The sequence below is a fragment of the Streptomyces sp. NPDC033216 genome (assembly GCF_055577115.1).
Map to the genome: position 1 here is coordinate 434813 of NZ_JBVIQK010000003.1, position 14982 is coordinate 449794.

General features: G+C 73.2%; 12 protein-coding genes. 10 read left to right on the forward strand and 2 right to left on the reverse strand.

Annotated features, from left to right (window positions below; translation table 11 throughout):
- The first annotated feature begins 29 nt into the window (after positions 1 to 29).
- The 5 genes from ACZ5Y0_RS08625 (at position 30) to ACZ5Y0_RS08645 (ending at position 6531) form a co-directional block, all read left to right on the forward strand.
- Positions 30 to 1160: an ROK family transcriptional regulator gene (locus tag ACZ5Y0_RS08625; RefSeq protein WP_469127876.1), complete on the forward strand. Its 1131-nt coding sequence runs from the start codon at positions 30 to 32 to the stop codon at positions 1158 to 1160.
- A gap of 270 nt (positions 1161 to 1430) precedes the next feature.
- Positions 1431 to 2762, forward strand: a complete 1332-nt coding sequence (locus tag ACZ5Y0_RS08630; protein ID WP_469127877.1) for an ABC transporter substrate-binding protein — start codon at positions 1431 to 1433, stop codon at positions 2760 to 2762.
- Between the two features lie 46 nt (positions 2763 to 2808).
- Positions 2809 to 3786, forward strand: a complete 978-nt coding sequence (locus tag ACZ5Y0_RS08635) for a carbohydrate ABC transporter permease (protein ID WP_469127878.1) — start codon at positions 2809 to 2811, stop codon at positions 3784 to 3786.
- Positions 3787 to 3819: 33 nt separating this feature from the next.
- A complete protein-coding gene (locus ACZ5Y0_RS08640; RefSeq protein WP_469127879.1) occupies positions 3820 to 4698 on the forward strand; it encodes a carbohydrate ABC transporter permease in 879 nt (292 codons plus the stop codon).
- A gap of 6 nt (positions 4699 to 4704) precedes the next feature.
- The gene (locus ACZ5Y0_RS08645; protein WP_469127880.1) at positions 4705 to 6531 is read left to right on the forward strand and encodes a hypothetical protein; all 1827 of its coding nucleotides are present in this window, start codon (positions 4705 to 4707) and stop codon (positions 6529 to 6531) included.
- Between the two features lie 95 nt (positions 6532 to 6626).
- Here the strand turns inward: ACZ5Y0_RS08645 and ACZ5Y0_RS08650 are convergent, their stop codons facing one another.
- Complete coding sequence (locus ACZ5Y0_RS08650; protein WP_469127881.1) at positions 6627 to 7337, reverse strand: nucleoside/nucleotide kinase family protein; 711 nt, start codon at positions 7335 to 7337, stop codon at positions 6627 to 6629.
- 65 nt (positions 7338 to 7402) lie between these two features.
- On the opposite strand from ACZ5Y0_RS08650, the gene ACZ5Y0_RS08655 reads away from it, so the two are divergent.
- From ACZ5Y0_RS08655 to ACZ5Y0_RS08675, 5 genes are all read left to right on the forward strand, one after another.
- The gene (locus ACZ5Y0_RS08655) at positions 7403 to 7798 is read left to right on the forward strand and encodes a nuclear transport factor 2 family protein (protein ID WP_469127882.1); all 396 of its coding nucleotides are present in this window, start codon (positions 7403 to 7405) and stop codon (positions 7796 to 7798) included.
- Positions 7799 to 7864: 66 nt separating this feature from the next.
- The gene (locus ACZ5Y0_RS08660) at positions 7865 to 8608 is read left to right on the forward strand and encodes an HAD family hydrolase (protein WP_469127883.1); all 744 of its coding nucleotides are present in this window, start codon (positions 7865 to 7867) and stop codon (positions 8606 to 8608) included.
- Positions 8605 to 10950 carry a glycoside hydrolase family 65 protein gene (locus tag ACZ5Y0_RS08665; protein ID WP_469127884.1) on the forward strand — a complete coding sequence of 782 codons (2346 nt, stop codon included), beginning with the start codon at positions 8605 to 8607 and terminating at the stop codon, positions 10948 to 10950. The genes ACZ5Y0_RS08660 and ACZ5Y0_RS08665 overlap by 4 nt, the downstream gene beginning before the upstream one ends.
- Positions 10951 to 11321: 371 nt before the next feature.
- Positions 11322 to 12818, forward strand: coding sequence for a hypothetical protein (locus ACZ5Y0_RS08670; protein WP_469127885.1), 1497 nt, complete (start codon positions 11322 to 11324; stop codon positions 12816 to 12818).
- Positions 12815 to 13759, forward strand: a complete 945-nt coding sequence (locus ACZ5Y0_RS08675) for a lysylphosphatidylglycerol synthase domain-containing protein (RefSeq protein ID WP_469127886.1) — start codon at positions 12815 to 12817, stop codon at positions 13757 to 13759. Before ACZ5Y0_RS08670 ends, ACZ5Y0_RS08675 begins: the two co-directional genes overlap by 4 nt.
- A gap of 255 nt (positions 13760 to 14014) precedes the next feature.
- On the opposite strand, the gene ACZ5Y0_RS08680 is transcribed toward ACZ5Y0_RS08675, so the two are convergent.
- The gene (locus ACZ5Y0_RS08680) at positions 14015 to 14974 is read right to left on the reverse strand and encodes a hypothetical protein (protein ID WP_469127887.1); all 960 of its coding nucleotides are present in this window, start codon (positions 14972 to 14974) and stop codon (positions 14015 to 14017) included.
- Positions 14975 to 14982 lie beyond the last annotated feature (8 nt).

Genomic DNA, 14982 nt, shown 5'->3' on the forward strand with positions numbered 1-14982 from the left:
ACCTCAGTGGGGGAACCGTGGAACACGTCGTGGCAAGAGCCCCCCGCCTGACCGAGAGCGCGGGCGCGGTGTTCGCCGTGCTGGCCGAGGCGGGCAGCGCCACCCGGCCGCAGCTCGCGACGATGGCAGGCCTGTCCAAGCCGACGGTGTCCTCGGCCGTCGCGGAGCTGGAGGGTGTCGGCCTCGCGGCCCACTCCGGCACCTCCTCCGGCGGTACGGGGCGCTCGGCGGCCGTGTACCGCCTCGGTCCCGCCGCCGGGGCGGTGCTCGCCGTCGATCTCGGCCCCGCCCTCACGCGGGTGCGCGGCTGCGCCCTGGACGGCACGTTGCTCGCCGAGGCCACCGGCCCGCGGACGGGCGCCGCCGACGTCGTACGGGAAGCGCTCGACGCACTGCCGGCGAACGCCCCGCTGCGGTCCATCGTCGTCGCGGTCGGTGACGTCACCGCGCCGGGGGAACGGGGCGGCATGCGCCCGGCGACCGCCAAGGCCGGTCCGGTCTTCGACGCCGTGGCCGTCGTGCTGCCGCCGGGGGTTCCCGTCCACCTGGAGAACAACGTGAACTGCGCGGCGCTGGCGGAACTGCACGAGGGTGCGGCGCGGGGTCGGCACACCTTCGGTTACCTGCGGATCGGCGTCGGCATCGGCCTCGGCATCGTCGTGGGCGGGCGGGTGCTGCGCGGGGCCAACGGCGCGGCCGGTGAGCTGGCCCGGCTGCCCTACCCCTGGGCCGACGGGACCGAGCCCCGGCACGAGGCCCTGGAGGAGTACCTGGGCGCCCGCTCCCTGCTGCGGCGCGCCGCCGAGGTCTGGCAGGAGGCCGACGGACCGTGTCCGCGCACCACGGACCGGTTGCTCGCCCTGGCCCGGAAGGGCAGCGCCCCGGCCCGTGCCGTCCTGGACCGACACGCCGTGGACGTGGGCCGGCTGGCCGCCGCGGTGATCGCCGTACTGGATCCGGGGCTGGTCGTGCTGGGCGGCAGCACGGGCGCCGACCCGCGGCTGCTGCCCGGTGTACGGGCCGAGGTGGAGCGGCTGAGCTGGCCCACCGAGGTGGTCAGCAGCACCGTCGGTGACCTGGGCACCGTCGTCGGCGCGGCCCGGCTCGCGGTGGGCCGGGGAGTCCAAACCGTGACCGAGGCGGCGCGGGCGAAGGATTGACGGCCTCCGACTCGGTCTGCCAATGTCCGGACAAGCGCTTTCTAAGTCGGCCGGGACGTCGGCTTGGGGCAGGCGTCCCGCCCGTACCCGAGGTACGGCAGCCGCACGAGGGCGTGCTCGTGTGACGACGGCCATGGCGGCCGGGGATCCGTACCCGTCCGGATGGCGCGGCCGGGCGAGGCCGCTCCACCGGAAGGCGCCATTCCGAGCAGCATGCCCGTGCCGCATCGACCGGCCGGGAAATCCATCACGCACCTCAGGGAGGACCCGGTGGGTCACCAGATCTCGCGCAGAACCCTCTTCCGCGCCGCGAGCGGTCTCGCCGTCGCCGGCGCGCTCGGCAGCTCGCTCGCGGCCTGCTCCGGCGGCACCGGGGCCGGCAGCACCAGCAGCAAGCTGACCATGACCTGGTGGGGCAGCGACGAGCGCCACGCGGCCTACAAGAAAGCGCTTGCCGCCTTCCAGAAGGACAACCCGAAGATCAAGATCCAGGAGACCTACTCCGGGTACGACGGGTACTTCGACAAGTTCAACACCAACGTCGCCGGCGGCAGCGCGCCCGACCTCATGCAGATGGACACCGCGCTGGTCGCCCAGTACGCCCGCAAGGGGGTCCTCGCCCCGCTCGACGAGTACGTCGGCAAGGACCTCGACCTCACCGGCTTCTCCAAGACCCTCCTGGCGAACGGAACCGTCGACGGCAAGCTCTACGGCGTCCCGTCCGGCATCGGCGTCAACCAGCTCACCGTCAACCGCAGCGGCCTGGAGGCGCTCGGTCTGAAGCTGCCGGACCGCGAGTGGACCTGGGCCGACCTCAAGTCGGTCGCCCAGCAGGTCTACAAGAAGAGCGGCGGCAAGACCTACGGCGTGGACGACGGCGGCGGCGGCACCCTCCAGTGCTTCGAGATATTCGCCCGGGAGAAGGGCCAGACCTTCTTCTCCGAGGACGGCAAGAAGGTCGGCTTCACCGCCGACACCCTCCAGGAGTGGTGGGAGTACTGGGCGGAGATGCGCAAGCTGAACGCCTCCCCGCCGCCGGCCATCACCTCCGCCGCGCACAACGACCTCACCAAGAACGCGGTCGTCATCGGCAAGGCCCTGTTCACCTTCGACTCCGGCGTCTACGGCGCGGGCGGCTCGATCACCGACGCGCGGCTGGACTTCCTCCCCACCCCGCAAGGCGACTGGGCAGGCGCGCGCGAGGGCAACTTCGTCAACGGCGGTGTGCTGCTGAGCGCCACGAACAAGAGCAAGCGGGTCGCCGACTCCGTCAAGATCATCTCGTTCATCGCGCAGAACGACACCGCCATCAAGGACTTCCAGCTGCTGCGCGGCATCCCGCCGACGGACAAGGCCCGCAACCTGATCTCCGCGGGTCTGTCCGAGACGGACAAGCTGAACATGGCGAACGCCGACTACATCTCCCGGCGGGTGGCGAAGGCGACCGACGCCCTACCCAACCCGGTGCCCCCGCCGCAGGGCGCCGACCAGGTCTGGGACCTGCTGTTCCAGTCCAACCTCGCTGTCGCCTTCGGCAAGAAGTCCGTCAAGGCGCAGCTCGGCGAGTTCTTCGACCAGGCCGCAGGCATCCTGTCCGCGTAACTCGCACAGCACGCAGCAAGACCGGGAGAGGGTCAGGGAGATGAGTATGACCACCGCGAAGTCCGACGCGGTCGTGAAGGAGACGCCGGCCCCGGCGCCCCCCTCCGACCAGCGGGAGCGCGAACGTATGCGGCGCCGCCTCGCCAGAAAGCGGGGCGGCGGCTGGTGGCCCTACCTCTTCCTGGCCCCCTGGTTCCTCGGCCTGTTCGGCCTGACGATCTACCCGATGCTCGACTCGCTGTACCTGTCCTTCACCGACTTCGACCTGCTGACACCCGCCCGGTGGGTCGGCACCGACAACTACGAGCGGATGTTCGCCGACGACCCGGTCTTCTGGGACACGGTGCACGCCACCCTTCTGTACGTCGTCGTGTCGGTCCCGCTGAAGCTCGCGTTGGCGCTCGGTGTGGCGATGCTCCTCAACCGCGACCTGAAGGGCATCGGCCTGTACCGGGCCGCCTTCTACCTCCCCTCGCTGCTCGGCGGGGCGGTGGCCGTGGCCATCGTGTGGCGCCAGGTCTTCGGCGGCGACGGCCTGTTCAACGACTTCCTCGCCTGGTTCGGCGTCAAGGGCCAGGACTGGATCTCCAGCCCCGACACCGCGATCTACACGCTGATCCTGCTCGCCGTCTGGCAGTTCGGCACCCCGATGGTCATCTTCCTGGCCGGTCTGAAGCAGCTGCCGAAGGACGTCTACGAGGCGGCCGCGATCGACGGCGCCGGGCCCGCCACCCGCTTCGTCAAGATCACCCTGCCGTTGCTCACCCCGATCGTCTTCTTCAACGTGGTCCTCCAGATCATCGACGCGTTCAAGACGTTCACGCCGGCCTTCGTCATCAGCAACGGCAGCGGTGGACCCCTCAACTCGACGATGCTGTACTCCCTCTACCTGTACAAGAAGGGCTTCACGGACCTCCAGATGGGATACGCCTCGGCCCTGGCCTGGGTGCTGTTCCTGGTCATCGCGGGCTTCACGGCGGTCAACTTCATCGCCGGCCGTTACTGGGTCCACTACGACGACTGACGCCTGACGTCCGAGCGAGGAGTCCTTCCCACCATGTCCGTCACCACCTCCAGCGCCTCGCCGCTCCAGAAGCTGCGCTCGGCCACCGGCGCCCGCCGGATCTTCATCCACACCGTGCTCATCGGCGTCGCCGTCGTCATGCTGTACCCGCTGCTGTGGATGCTCAGCAGCTCGGTCAAGCCCGACACCGAGATCTTCACCCACCCCGGACTGATCCCGAACGAGCTGAACCCGCAGAACTACGCGGACGGCTGGAGCGGGTCCGGCAACTCCTTCTCCCTCTACATCACCAACTCGCTGATCGTCACGATCGGCGCGGTGATCGGGAACGTCGTCTCCTGCTCGCTCGCCGCCTACGCCTTCGCGCGCTTCGAGTTCCGCGGCAAGAGGATCTGGTTCGGCCTGATGCTCGGCACGCTGATGCTGCCCACCCAGGCCGTCCTCATCCCGCAGTACACGATCTTCTACAACCTGACCTGGATCAACACCTACCTGCCGCTGATCGTCCCGAAGTTCCTCGCGGTCGACGCCTTCTTCATCTTCCTGATGGTCCAGTTCATCCGCTCCATCCCGCGCGAGCTGGACCACGCGGCGATGATGGACGGCGCCAACCCCTGGCAGATCTACTGGAAGATCATCCTGCCGCTGATGAAGCCGGCCCTGGTCACCACCACCATCTTCACCTTCATCTGGACCTACGACGACTTCCTGCACCAGCTCGTCTACCTCCAGCAGAACGACAAGTTCACCGTCCCCCTCGGTCTGACCCTGTTCCTGGACCAGACCAGCGGCTCCTCCTACGGCGCCATGTTCGCCATGTCGACACTCGCCCTCCTGCCGACGCTGATCTGCTTCCTCATCTTCCAGAAGAGGCTGGTCGAAGGCCTGGCGACCTCCGGCATGAAGGGCTGAGCACACGTGTACCTCCCACACCAGCGCGGCCCGCTGCACGACCTCGCGGACACCCCGGAGGCCTACGACGCCGTCCTCGCCGACGTCACCGAGCAGGCCCTGGCCCGGCTGACGCCCGAGGGCAGCCTCGAACACCCCGACTGCGTCGACGACATCGGCGACACCTCCCTCGGCGTCACCTCCCTGCTGGCCCTGGCCTGGGAGCGCTCCAGGGACCCGCGCCTGCCCGAGGCCGTGCGCCGCAGCGTCCGCTTCCACCTGCGCGAGCGGGTCTACCGCGAGGACAACCCCGGCTACCCGAACCTGCGCGTCCGCGACTCCGGGCTGCCGTACGCCCGTTACACCCTCGCACCGGGCGCGCACCCGATCGGGGACTGGCCGAGCACGGTCTGGGCGCTCCTCCAGATGGTCGACGTGACCGAGACGGCGGCCGGCCTGCTCGACGACGAACTCCGCCACGAGATGCTCCAGGTCGCGCACGGCTACTGGCGCTGGCTCACCGAGGCGACCTGCTTCAACCCGCAGGAGGCCGCCAACCAGGCCATCGGCTGCGTCGTCGGCGGGCTCATGCTGGCCCGGCAACTCCACGGCCCCGACGGGGAGTCGGTGCGCGCACGGGCCATGAGCCTGTACGAGGAGGAGATCCGCGCCCACCGCGTCCGCGACCGCGGCGCCCTCCTGCCGCCCGAGCACGGCGGCGCCTACGACAACAACTACGGACCGATCTCCCTGTCCTTCCTCGCCCAGGCCCACCGGGTCAGCGGCGAGGAGGTCTTCGCCCGGGACGGCGACGCGCTCGCCCGGTACATCGACGCCCGGCTGACCAACGGCGGCTTCGACAACGGCGGACCCCGCTACAGCGAGCAGCACTCCGGCTTCGAGTCGGTCCTCGGCCTGCGCTACTTCGGCCACCGGATCGGCTCCGACCTCGGCCGCTACCGGGGCGACACCCGCTGGGGCCGGCACGCGGTGAAGGCCGACGGCGGCGTCGACGGCCACTTCGCGTGGATGCTGGTCTGGCAGATCCAGGACACCACCCGCTGGCACCGCCGGCCCCCCGAGGGCACGGTGCGCCATCAACTGCGCGCCGGCACCGTCTCGGTGGCCTTCGACGACCGGATGACCCCCTCGCTGGTCGAGGCGGGCGGCACCTACTACCTGCCGGCCGTCATCGGCCGCCAGCACGGTTTCGGCCCGGTCACCGACGGTTTCCTCCTGTGCCGTCCCATGGGCGAGGTCCGTGTCCGCGACCTGCGCACCGGCGGCCTCACGGCCAAGCTGGTCACCAAGCCCGTCGTCGGCCGCGACCACGTCCTGAGGTTCGTCCGCTCCCTGTACGTCAGCGACGGCACCCGGCTGTGGACGACGGTGGCCGTCGAACGCCTCGACGGCACGCCGTACCTGCTCGCCGGCCTGCCGTACGCCGAGGACGACGGCGACCGGGTGCGGCGTACGGCACGCGGCCAGGTCGCGTCGGCCGGTGCCCTGCGCCTGACCCATCCCGCGGCCGAGGGAGCGGAGTACTTCGACGCCCGAGCCGACCTCACGCAGGAACAGGCCGCCTTCGCCCTCGCCGCCGACCCCCGCGGCTACGGCAACCCCGACGAGGGCTGGCGGCACCTGGCCGGCTCCACGGCCCTGGAGGCGGGCCCCGTCCCGGACGCCCCCGACGACCTGCACGTCTTCGCCGTGCGGTACGGCTCGGCGGAACCGCTGACGGTGTCCGTCGCCCGCGACCGGACGGGCCTGGTCATCCGCACGGCCGCCTTCACTGCCGTACTCGGCGGTGACGACGCCCACGGCGAACCGGAGTTGACGCTGCGGGCCCTCTGACCGCGCCCACGGCCAGGCGTCGAGCGTCATCCGCGGACTGCCGCGCACCGCGTAGGCCGGCAGCCGCGCCTCGCCCCGGCCGCTCCGCATGCCGCTCAGCCTGCGGAGTCCGCCCCAACTCCCCCCGCCGCAGGGCGGATACGCCGACCGCCACGCTCGTCCCGCCACCCTACGGCCCCTGGCACCACCAGATCCGCGCGGTCCCGCGTGGCCGCCACCAGGTCGGCGTTGCGCTGGTCCGTGCCCCGGACCCAGGCGACGGCCTCCGCGTGGCCCTTGCCGAACTCCTCGTGGCGGGCGACGAGCCGGCGGACGCGTTCGGCCTCGTCGATCTCGCAGAACCACACCTCGTCCAGCTCGGACCGTACGCGTGCCCACGCGCCCGTGCCCAGCAACAGGTAGTTGCCCTCCGTCACCACGAGGCGGGCGGTCGGCGGCACCGGGACGGCGCCCGCCAGCGGCTGCTCCAACGCCCGTTCGAAGCCTGGTGCGTAGACGACGTCGTCGCGGCCCGCCTCCTCCCGCAGTCGGCGCAGCAGGGCCGCGTACCCGGCCGCGTCGAACGTGTCGGGCGCCCCCTTGCGGTCACGGCGGCCGAGCCGGTCGAGTTCGGCGTCGGCGAGGTGGAAGCCGTCCATCGGCACGTGCGCCACCCAGGGCTCCCCGGTGCCGTTCAGCTCCCGTACCAGGCACTCCGCGAGCGTCGTCTTGCCCGCGCCGGGAGCGCCGGCGATGCCGAGGATGGCGCGACGCCCCCCGCGGGCCAGGGAACACGCGCGGGGGATCAGGTCGTCGTAGGTGAGCACACAGCAGAGTGTCGCAGTCTTGAGGGGAACCCGGACCGGTCCGGGCGGGGAGGAGGAGGACGGACATGTCGGAGGACGAGAGGCGGATCCGCGCGCTGATCACGCGCTGGGCCGACGCGGTCCACCGCGGCGACCTGGAGGCCGTCCTCGCCGACCACGCCGAGGACCTCCGGATGTACCACGTGACCCCGCCCCACGAGGGCCTGCGCGGCCTCGCCGCCTACCGGGCGCTGTGGCCGCCGTTCTTCGCCTGGCAGGCGCAGGGCGCGCTGTTCGACATCGACGTCCTCGACGTGACCTCCGGCCCGGACGTCGCCTTCGCGCACGCCCTGCTGCGCTGCGGCACGCCCGAGGAACTGGCCGAGCGGCCCACCCTGCGGTTGCGGCTGACGTTCGGCCTGCGCAAGCGGCGCGGCCGCTGGGAGATCACCCACGAGCACCACTCGTTCCCGCACGACTGACGACACGCGCTAGCCATGTGGCGTGCGCCACCTGGTGGAGAGCCCGTGGAAGGGAAAGGGTGCTGTATGACGACGACGCTCGGTCTCCCGGAGACGATCCAGGCCTGCCTCTTCGACCTCGACGGGGTCGTCACCCGGACGGCGGTCGTGCACGCGGCCGCCTGGAAGGAGGCGTTCGACGGGTTTCTGCGGGAACGCGACGGCGCGGGCTACCGGCCCTTCGACTCCTCCCACGACTACGACGAGTACGTCGACGGCCGTCCGCGCGCGGACGGGGTCCGCACCTTCCTAGCCTCCCGCGGTATCCAGCTGCCCGAAGGCACCCCCGACGACCCACCGGAGGCGGCGACGGTCCACGGGCTCGGCAACCGCAAGAACGAGCTGCTCCTGGCGAAGATCCGCACCGACGGCGTCGAGGCCTACGAGAGCACCCTGAGCTATCTGCGGGCCGCCCGCGCGCTGGGCCTGCGCACGGCGGTCGTCTCCTCCAGCGCCAACACCCGTGACGTCCTGCGCTCGATCGGCGCCGAGGACCTCTTCGAGGTGCGCGTCGACGGCGTGGTGGCCGCCGAGCGCGGCCTGCCCGGCAAGCCGCGCCCCGACACCTTCCTCGCCGCCGCCCGCGAGCTGGGCGTCGAACCGGACCGGGCCGCCGTCTTCGAGGACGCGCTGGCCGGCATGGACGCGGGCCGCGCCGGGCACTTCGGGTACGTCGTGGGCGTTGACCGGGTGGGGCAGAGCGACGCCCTGTACGCCCACGGCGCGGACGTCGTCGTGAAGGACCTGGCCGAACTGGGGGAACACGAGTGATCACCGACCGGTCCTACGCCGTCGAGCCCTGGTGCGTGCGCGAGACGCGCCTCAACCTCGACGTCCTCGCCCAGAGCGAGTCGGTGTTCGCCCTGTCCAACGGGCACATCGGCTGGCGCGGCAACCTCGACGAGGGTGAACCCCACGGCCTGCCCGGCACCTACCTCAACGGCGTGCACGAACTGCACCCCCTGCCCTACGCCGAGGCGGGGTACGGCTACCCCGAGTCCGGCCAGACCGTCATCAACGTCACCAACGGCAAGATCCTGCGGCTGCTGGTCGACGACGAGCCGTTCGACCTGCGCTACGGCCGGCTCGTCTCCCACGAACGTGTCCTGGACCTGCGCCGCGGCGTCCTGGAGCGCACGTGCGAATGGACCTCGCCGGCCGGCTCCACGGTCCGGGTGCGCTCCACCCGGCTGGTCTCCCTCACCCAGCGCGCCATAGCCGCCGTCGCCTACGAGGTGGAGGCCGTCGGCAGCCGCTCCCGCGTCGTCATCCAGTCCGAACTCGTCGCCAACGAGAGCCTGCCCGACCCGGGCGCCGACCCGCGCGCCGCGCGGGCGCTGAAGTCGCCGCTGGAGCCGGAGGAGGACGTCGCCGTCGGCCGGCGGCTGCGACTCGTGCACCGCACCCGGCGCAGCGGCCTGCGCGTCGCCGTCGCCGCCGACCACACCGTCACCGGCCCCGAGCGCACCACCATCGGCAGCGAGAGCAACGTGGACGTCGCCCGTCTCACCGTCACGTCCGTGCTGGAGCCCGGCGAGACGCTCCGGGTGGAGAAGCTGGTCGCGCACGGCTGGTCCGGCGCCCGCTCGCGGCCCGCGATGAGCGACCAGGTGGAAGCGGCCCTCGCGGCGGCCGGACACAGCGGCTGGCAGGGTCTCCTCGACGAGCAGCGGGAATACCTCGACGACTTCTGGGCCCGCGCGGACGTGGTGGTCGACGGCGACGAGGAGATCCAGCAGGCCGTCCGGTTCGCCCTGTTCCACGTCTTCCAGGCCGGCGCCCGCGCCGAACGGCGCGCCATCCCCGCCAAGGGTCTCACCGGCTCCGGCTACGACGGCCACGCCTTCTGGGACACGGAGACCTTCGTCCTGCCCGTCCTCACCTACACCGCGCCGGACGCGGTCGCCGAGGCCCTGCGCTGGCGGCAGAGCACCCTGGACGCCGCCCGCGAGCGCGCCACCCAGCTCGGGCTGCGCGGCGCCGCCTTCCCCTGGCGCACCATCGAGGGCTCGGAAGGGTCGGCGTACTGGCCGGCCGGCACCGCCGCCTTCCACGTCAACGCGGACATCGCCGACGCCGTCGTCCGGTACGTCGCTGCGACCGGCGACACCGCCTTCGAGCGGGACACCGGCGTCGAGCTGCTGGTGGAGACCGCCCGCCTGTGGCGCTCGCTCGGCCACCACGACGCGCACGGCGTCTTCCACATCGACGGCGTCACCGGCCCCGACGAGTACAGCGCGGTCGCCGACGACAACACGTACACCAACCTCATGGCGCGGGCGAACCTCCTGGCCGCCGCCGGCGCCGTCGAGCGCCATCCGCAGGAGGCCGCCCGGCTCGGCGTCGACGAGGAGGAGGCGGCGGCCTGGCGGGACGCCGCCGCGGCCGTGCACATCCCGTACAACGAGGAACTCGGCGTCCACGAACAGCACGCCGGCTTCACCCGCTACCAGCGCTGGGACTTCGACGGCACCCGCCCCGACCAGTACCCCCTGCTGCTCCACTTCCCCTACTTCGACCTCTACCGCAAGCAGGTCGTCAAGCAGGCCGACCTCGTGCTGGCGATGTACACCTGCGGCGACTACTTCGACGAGGAGCAGGTCGCCCGCAACTTCGCCTACTACGAGCCGCTCACCGTCCGCGACTCCTCCCTCTCTGCCTGCTGCCAGGCCGTCGTCGCCGCCCAGGCGGGTCATCTGCGGCTGGCCCACGCCTACACGGCCGAGGCCGCCCTGATGGACCTGGCCGACCTGGAGCAGAACACCCGCGACGGACTGCACATCGCCTCGCTGGCCGGCACCTGGATGGCGCTGGTCGCCGGGTTCGGCGGGCTGCGCCGGGACGGCGACGAGACCCTGTACTTCTCGCCCCGCCTGCCGGAGGCGTTCAGCCGCCTCGCCTTCTCGCTCCAGTTCCTCGGCCGTCGCCTGCACGTGGAGATCGGCCCCGACAAGGCCACGTACACCCTGCTGTCCGGCCCGCCGCTGACGATCGCTCACCACGGGACGCCGGTCCACCTGAACGGCGACGGGCCCGCGGTGCGGCCCGTCCCGCCCGCGCCGGTACGCCCGGAGCCGGAGCAGCCCCGGCACCGGCCCCCGCACGTCCGCTAGGGCTGGCTAGGGCGTGCCTGACGATGCGCGTCGGATCGGTGGGCGGCGTCCGGTGCGGTGCGGTCCGAGGCGGAGGATCGTCCGAGTGCCGAAGGCACTCGGGTGATCCGGGTACCGAAGGTACTCGGGTGATCCGGCAACGCGGCCGACCACCGGCCACTCGCGTCACCGACCTCTCCGGACGGCACACCTGGCCCCTCCCGTCGGATCGGGCCGGGGGCTCCGGCCCGATCGGGACGGTCGGCCCCGACCGGGCGGCCCGCGTCGTCCGCGTGCGCACCTGGCCGTATATGACCCTGCGTCCCCAGCCCCCGCGCGTTAGTTTGACCATGTTTCTCCGTTTACGGGCATGACTGGGCAAGGGGTGGACGATGGCCGACGGCACGAACTCCACGCTCGTCGGCGCGCGGCGGGGCACCCCGGCGACGCTGTCCGGCGCGCCCTGGCGGGCGGGCGGCCGCCGGCCGCTCGCGGCCGTCGCCACCGCCTTCACCGTCGCCCAACTGGTCCTCGTCGGCCCGGCCCTCGGCCTCGGCTGGGACGAGACGGTGTACGTCAGCCAGATCTCCGTCCAGGCCCCGCCCGCCTTCTTCAGCGCGCCGCGCGCCCGCGGCGTCTCCCTGCTGGTCGCGCCGGTCACGTCGTGGTCCACCTCGACCGAGCTGCTGCGCGTCTACCTGGCCGTGCTGTCCGGCCTCGGCCTCTACCTGGCCCTGCGGGTCTGGCGCCCCTTCTTCCCGCCCCGCGTCCTGGCCGCCGCGGGCGCCCTCTTCGCCTCCCTGTGGGTGACGCTGTTCTACGGCCCGGCGGCCATGCCCAACCTCTGGGTGGCGATCGGCGCCCTCGCCTGCGTCGGCTGCTTCCTGCGGGCCCGCGCCGACCGGGGCGACCGGGCGGCGCTCCCGGGCGTCGCGGCGGGCGCCGCCCTCATGGCCTGGATGCGCCCCACCGACGCCGTCTGGACCACCCTCCCCCTGCTCGTCCTGATGATCCTCGCCCGAAAGGGCCGGCCGGCCCTCGCCCTCCTGGCGGGTCTCGCGACCGGCGGCGGCCAGTGGGTCATCGAGGCGTACCTCAGCCACGGCGGCCTCGGGGAACGGCTCTCCGAGGCCTCGCGCATCCAGGGCGGCCTCGGCTGGAACATCGCCGTCGACGACCAACTGCGCAGTCTGGTGGGCCGCACCCTGTGCCGCCCCTGCACCGGCTCGACGCCCGACGCGGTGATCACGGCCTGGTGGTTCGTGCTGCCCGTGCTGGCCGCCGCCGGTCTCGCGGTGGCGGTCAGGGCCCGTCGCACCACGCCCACCCTGCTGCCGCTGGCCTGCGCCGCGACGGCCGCCGTGCCGTACCTCTTCATGATCGGATACGCGGCCCCGCGCTTCCTGCTGCCCGTCTACGCGCTGCTCGCGATCCCGGTCGCCGACGCGCTGTGGCACCTGGTCACCGCCCCGGGCGGCCGCCTGCGCCCGGCCGCCGCCGGGGCGCTCGCGCTCGGCCTCGCCGGACATCTGGCGGTGCAGTACGTCGTGCTGGACCGTACCGTGGACCGCACCGCCGCCGACCGCCGCGACTGGACCCGCACCGCCGCCGACCTGCACCGGCTCGGCGTGCGCCCGCCCTGTCTGCTCACCGGTACGGAGGCCATCCCGGTCGCCTACTACGCCGGCTGCTCCTCGGCCAACCCGCGCGGCCACAACGTCAACATCACCGAGGCGGGCATCGCGCGCACCGCCGGCCGCGTCCCGACCGCCGCCCTCTCCGCGCCGGGCGACCCACCACCGCCGTACGCCCGCGGCTGGCGGACCCACCCGTCCGCCGGACTCGACCTGCACCTCGCGCCGTCACCGCCCGGGGACGGCACGCGATGACGGCCGAGCGGGTCGCCGTCGGGGCCGGCCGCAGAGGCGGCGCCTACTGGCGGACCGCGTTCACGCTCGCCGTCCTGGTGGCCGCCGTCTGCCTGGCCCACCGGCACTGGCCCCTGCTGCACACCGGAGCCGTGCGGCTCGCCGGCGCCGACCGGCGCCACCTTCTCGCCGGGGCGGTCGCGGCGGGCGGGACCTGGCTGTGCGCGGCCCTCGCCCAACAGGGCGCCGTCGTCCCACGGCTGCCTCCGGGTCCGTTGGTGGCCGCGCAGTTCGCCGCGTCCGCCGCCAACCACCTGCTGCCCGCCGGGCTGGGCGCGGGAGCCGTCAACCTGCGCTTCCTGATGCGCCGCGGACTGACCGCGGGACGCGCGGCGACCGCCGTCGCCGTGAAGGCCACGGCGGGCACGGTGGCACGCGCCGCCCTCGTCGCCGTACTCGCCGCCGCATGCCCCGGCCTGCTGCGGATCCCGTCCGGCTGGGGTGGCTGGGCGCTCGTCGCGGCCCTGCTCGCCGTCGTAGCCGGGGTGGCGGCCGTCCGGCACCACCCCGGCTGCCGCAGGGCCCTGACGGCGGTGTGGGCCGACGTCAGGGCCGTCCACGCCCTGCCACGACGGGCCGCGGCCCTGTGGGGCGGCTCGCTGGCGTTCGCCGCGCTGCACGCCTGCGTGCTGATCGCCGTCACCCAGGCGGTCGCCCTGCCGCTGCCCGCGCCGCGGGTGGCCCTGCTCTATCTCGCCGCGAGCGGCGCCGCCGCGCTGGTGCCCACTCCGGGTGGCCTCGGCTCACTCGACGCCGCCCTCGGAGTCGCCCTGGCCACGGCCGGCGCACCGGCCGGGACGGCCGCCTCCGCCGTGCTCGGCTACCGCCTCCTGACACTGTGGCTGCCGCTCCTGCCGGGCCTGCTGGTCCTCGGCGTCCTGCTGCGGCGCAGGGCGCTCTGACCGGTGTCGGCCGTGCGTGTCGCCCCCGTCCGCCGGCCAGGGGCGGGCGGGGGCGGCGGACGGGCGGCTGTGCCGGACGCGGAACGACGACGGCGGCCGAGCGCAGGCTCCCCACTCCCGGCACCGCGCCCTCCGACGAACCCCTGGCCGCCCACCGCCCCCGGCCCGCTCAGCGCGCAGCACGGCGGGGGCCGCCCACGGGGCGCGTCGAAGAGGGGCGTGGCCCGTCGTGGCTCGCGGGCCGGGGGAGAGCGGTCAGCCGCGTCGCTGCCACTCCGCACGCCAGCGCACGATCTGCCGCACCGGATCCCCCGTGTAGGACCAGGGGGTGCGAGTGGCGCGGCGGCCCAGCATCCGCAGGAGCGGGCCGGCCACCTCCCCCGCGCCCGCCAGACAGGCCGCGTGCGCCAGGTAGTTGACGTCGCGCAGCTCGCCGGGGGCCACCTCGGATCCGGCTCGGCCCATGATCCAGCGCTCCCAGGTGCGGCGGACGTCGCCGAGCGCGGCCTCATGACTCCAGTGCCGGCCGAGACCCACCGACGGGGAGCTGTCGCCCGCGGTGTCGAGAAAGTGGCGGTACTCCTCCACGCGCGCGTACTGCACCAGCACCGGCAGCGCACAGCCCGCGGGGGCCGCCCCCGCCGCGTCCCGGGCGAAGTCGTACATCAGGCCGTGCGTCCCGTGCCAGCGAGCCGAGTAGTAGTGCAGCACCTGGAGATGGCCCTCCGTGCTGTGCGGGTCGCGCCGGTGCAACTCGTCCCACCAGCGGGCCAGTTCGCGCCTGCGTACGCCCGACGGGTACAGCCGCGCCACCGAGATCAGCGAGATCCACGGCGTCGGATCGTCCGGGTACGCCTCGGCGGCGGTACGGCAGGCCAGCACCGCGGCGTCCACCCGGTGCTGGCCGATCGGCATGCCCCGGCCCGCCGCGATGGCCAGGTGGAACGCGCGGGTGGTCTCGGTGGCCGCGCGCAGCACGAGCGCGTCCGCGCTGTGCCGCTCGGCCGCCAGCCAGGTCTCCACCGTCGAACTGCTCGCGCAGGCCTGCGCGAGCGACCGCACCCGGTGCCCGCGCGCCGTCCAGTCGCGGCCGGTCGCCCGCAGGAGGTCCCGCAGGCCCTGCCAGCGCCCGATGACGATGTCCTGCCGGGCGGAGGAGAGGGCCGTGTCCCCGCAGTCGGGGTCGAAGTCGGGAGCGGAGCGGTCTCGCGCCATCGGGTCCC

Bases quoted from the DNA above. Each gene is read 5' to 3' on its own strand.
- ACZ5Y0_RS08635 (WP_469127878.1), top strand. From the start codon at position 2,809: ATGACCACCGCGAAGTCCGACGCGGTCGTGAAGGAGACGCCGGCCCCG.
- ACZ5Y0_RS08640 (WP_469127879.1), top strand. From the start codon at position 3,820: ATGTCCGTCACCACCTCCAGCGCCTCGCCGCTCCAGAAGCTGCGCTCG.
- ACZ5Y0_RS08655 (WP_469127882.1), top strand. From the start codon at position 7,403: ATGTCGGAGGACGAGAGGCGGATCCGCGCGCTGATCACGCGCTGGGCC.
- ACZ5Y0_RS08660 (WP_469127883.1), top strand. From the start codon at position 7,865: ATGACGACGACGCTCGGTCTCCCGGAGACGATCCAGGCCTGCCTCTTC.
- ACZ5Y0_RS08670 (WP_469127885.1), top strand. From the start codon at position 11,322: ATGGCCGACGGCACGAACTCCACGCTCGTCGGCGCGCGGCGGGGCACC.
- ACZ5Y0_RS08675 (WP_469127886.1), top strand. From the start codon at position 12,815: ATGACGGCCGAGCGGGTCGCCGTCGGGGCCGGCCGCAGAGGCGGCGCC.
- ACZ5Y0_RS08680 (WP_469127887.1), bottom strand. From the start codon at position 14,974: ATGGCGCGAGACCGCTCCGCTCCCGACTTCGACCCCGACTGCGGGGAC.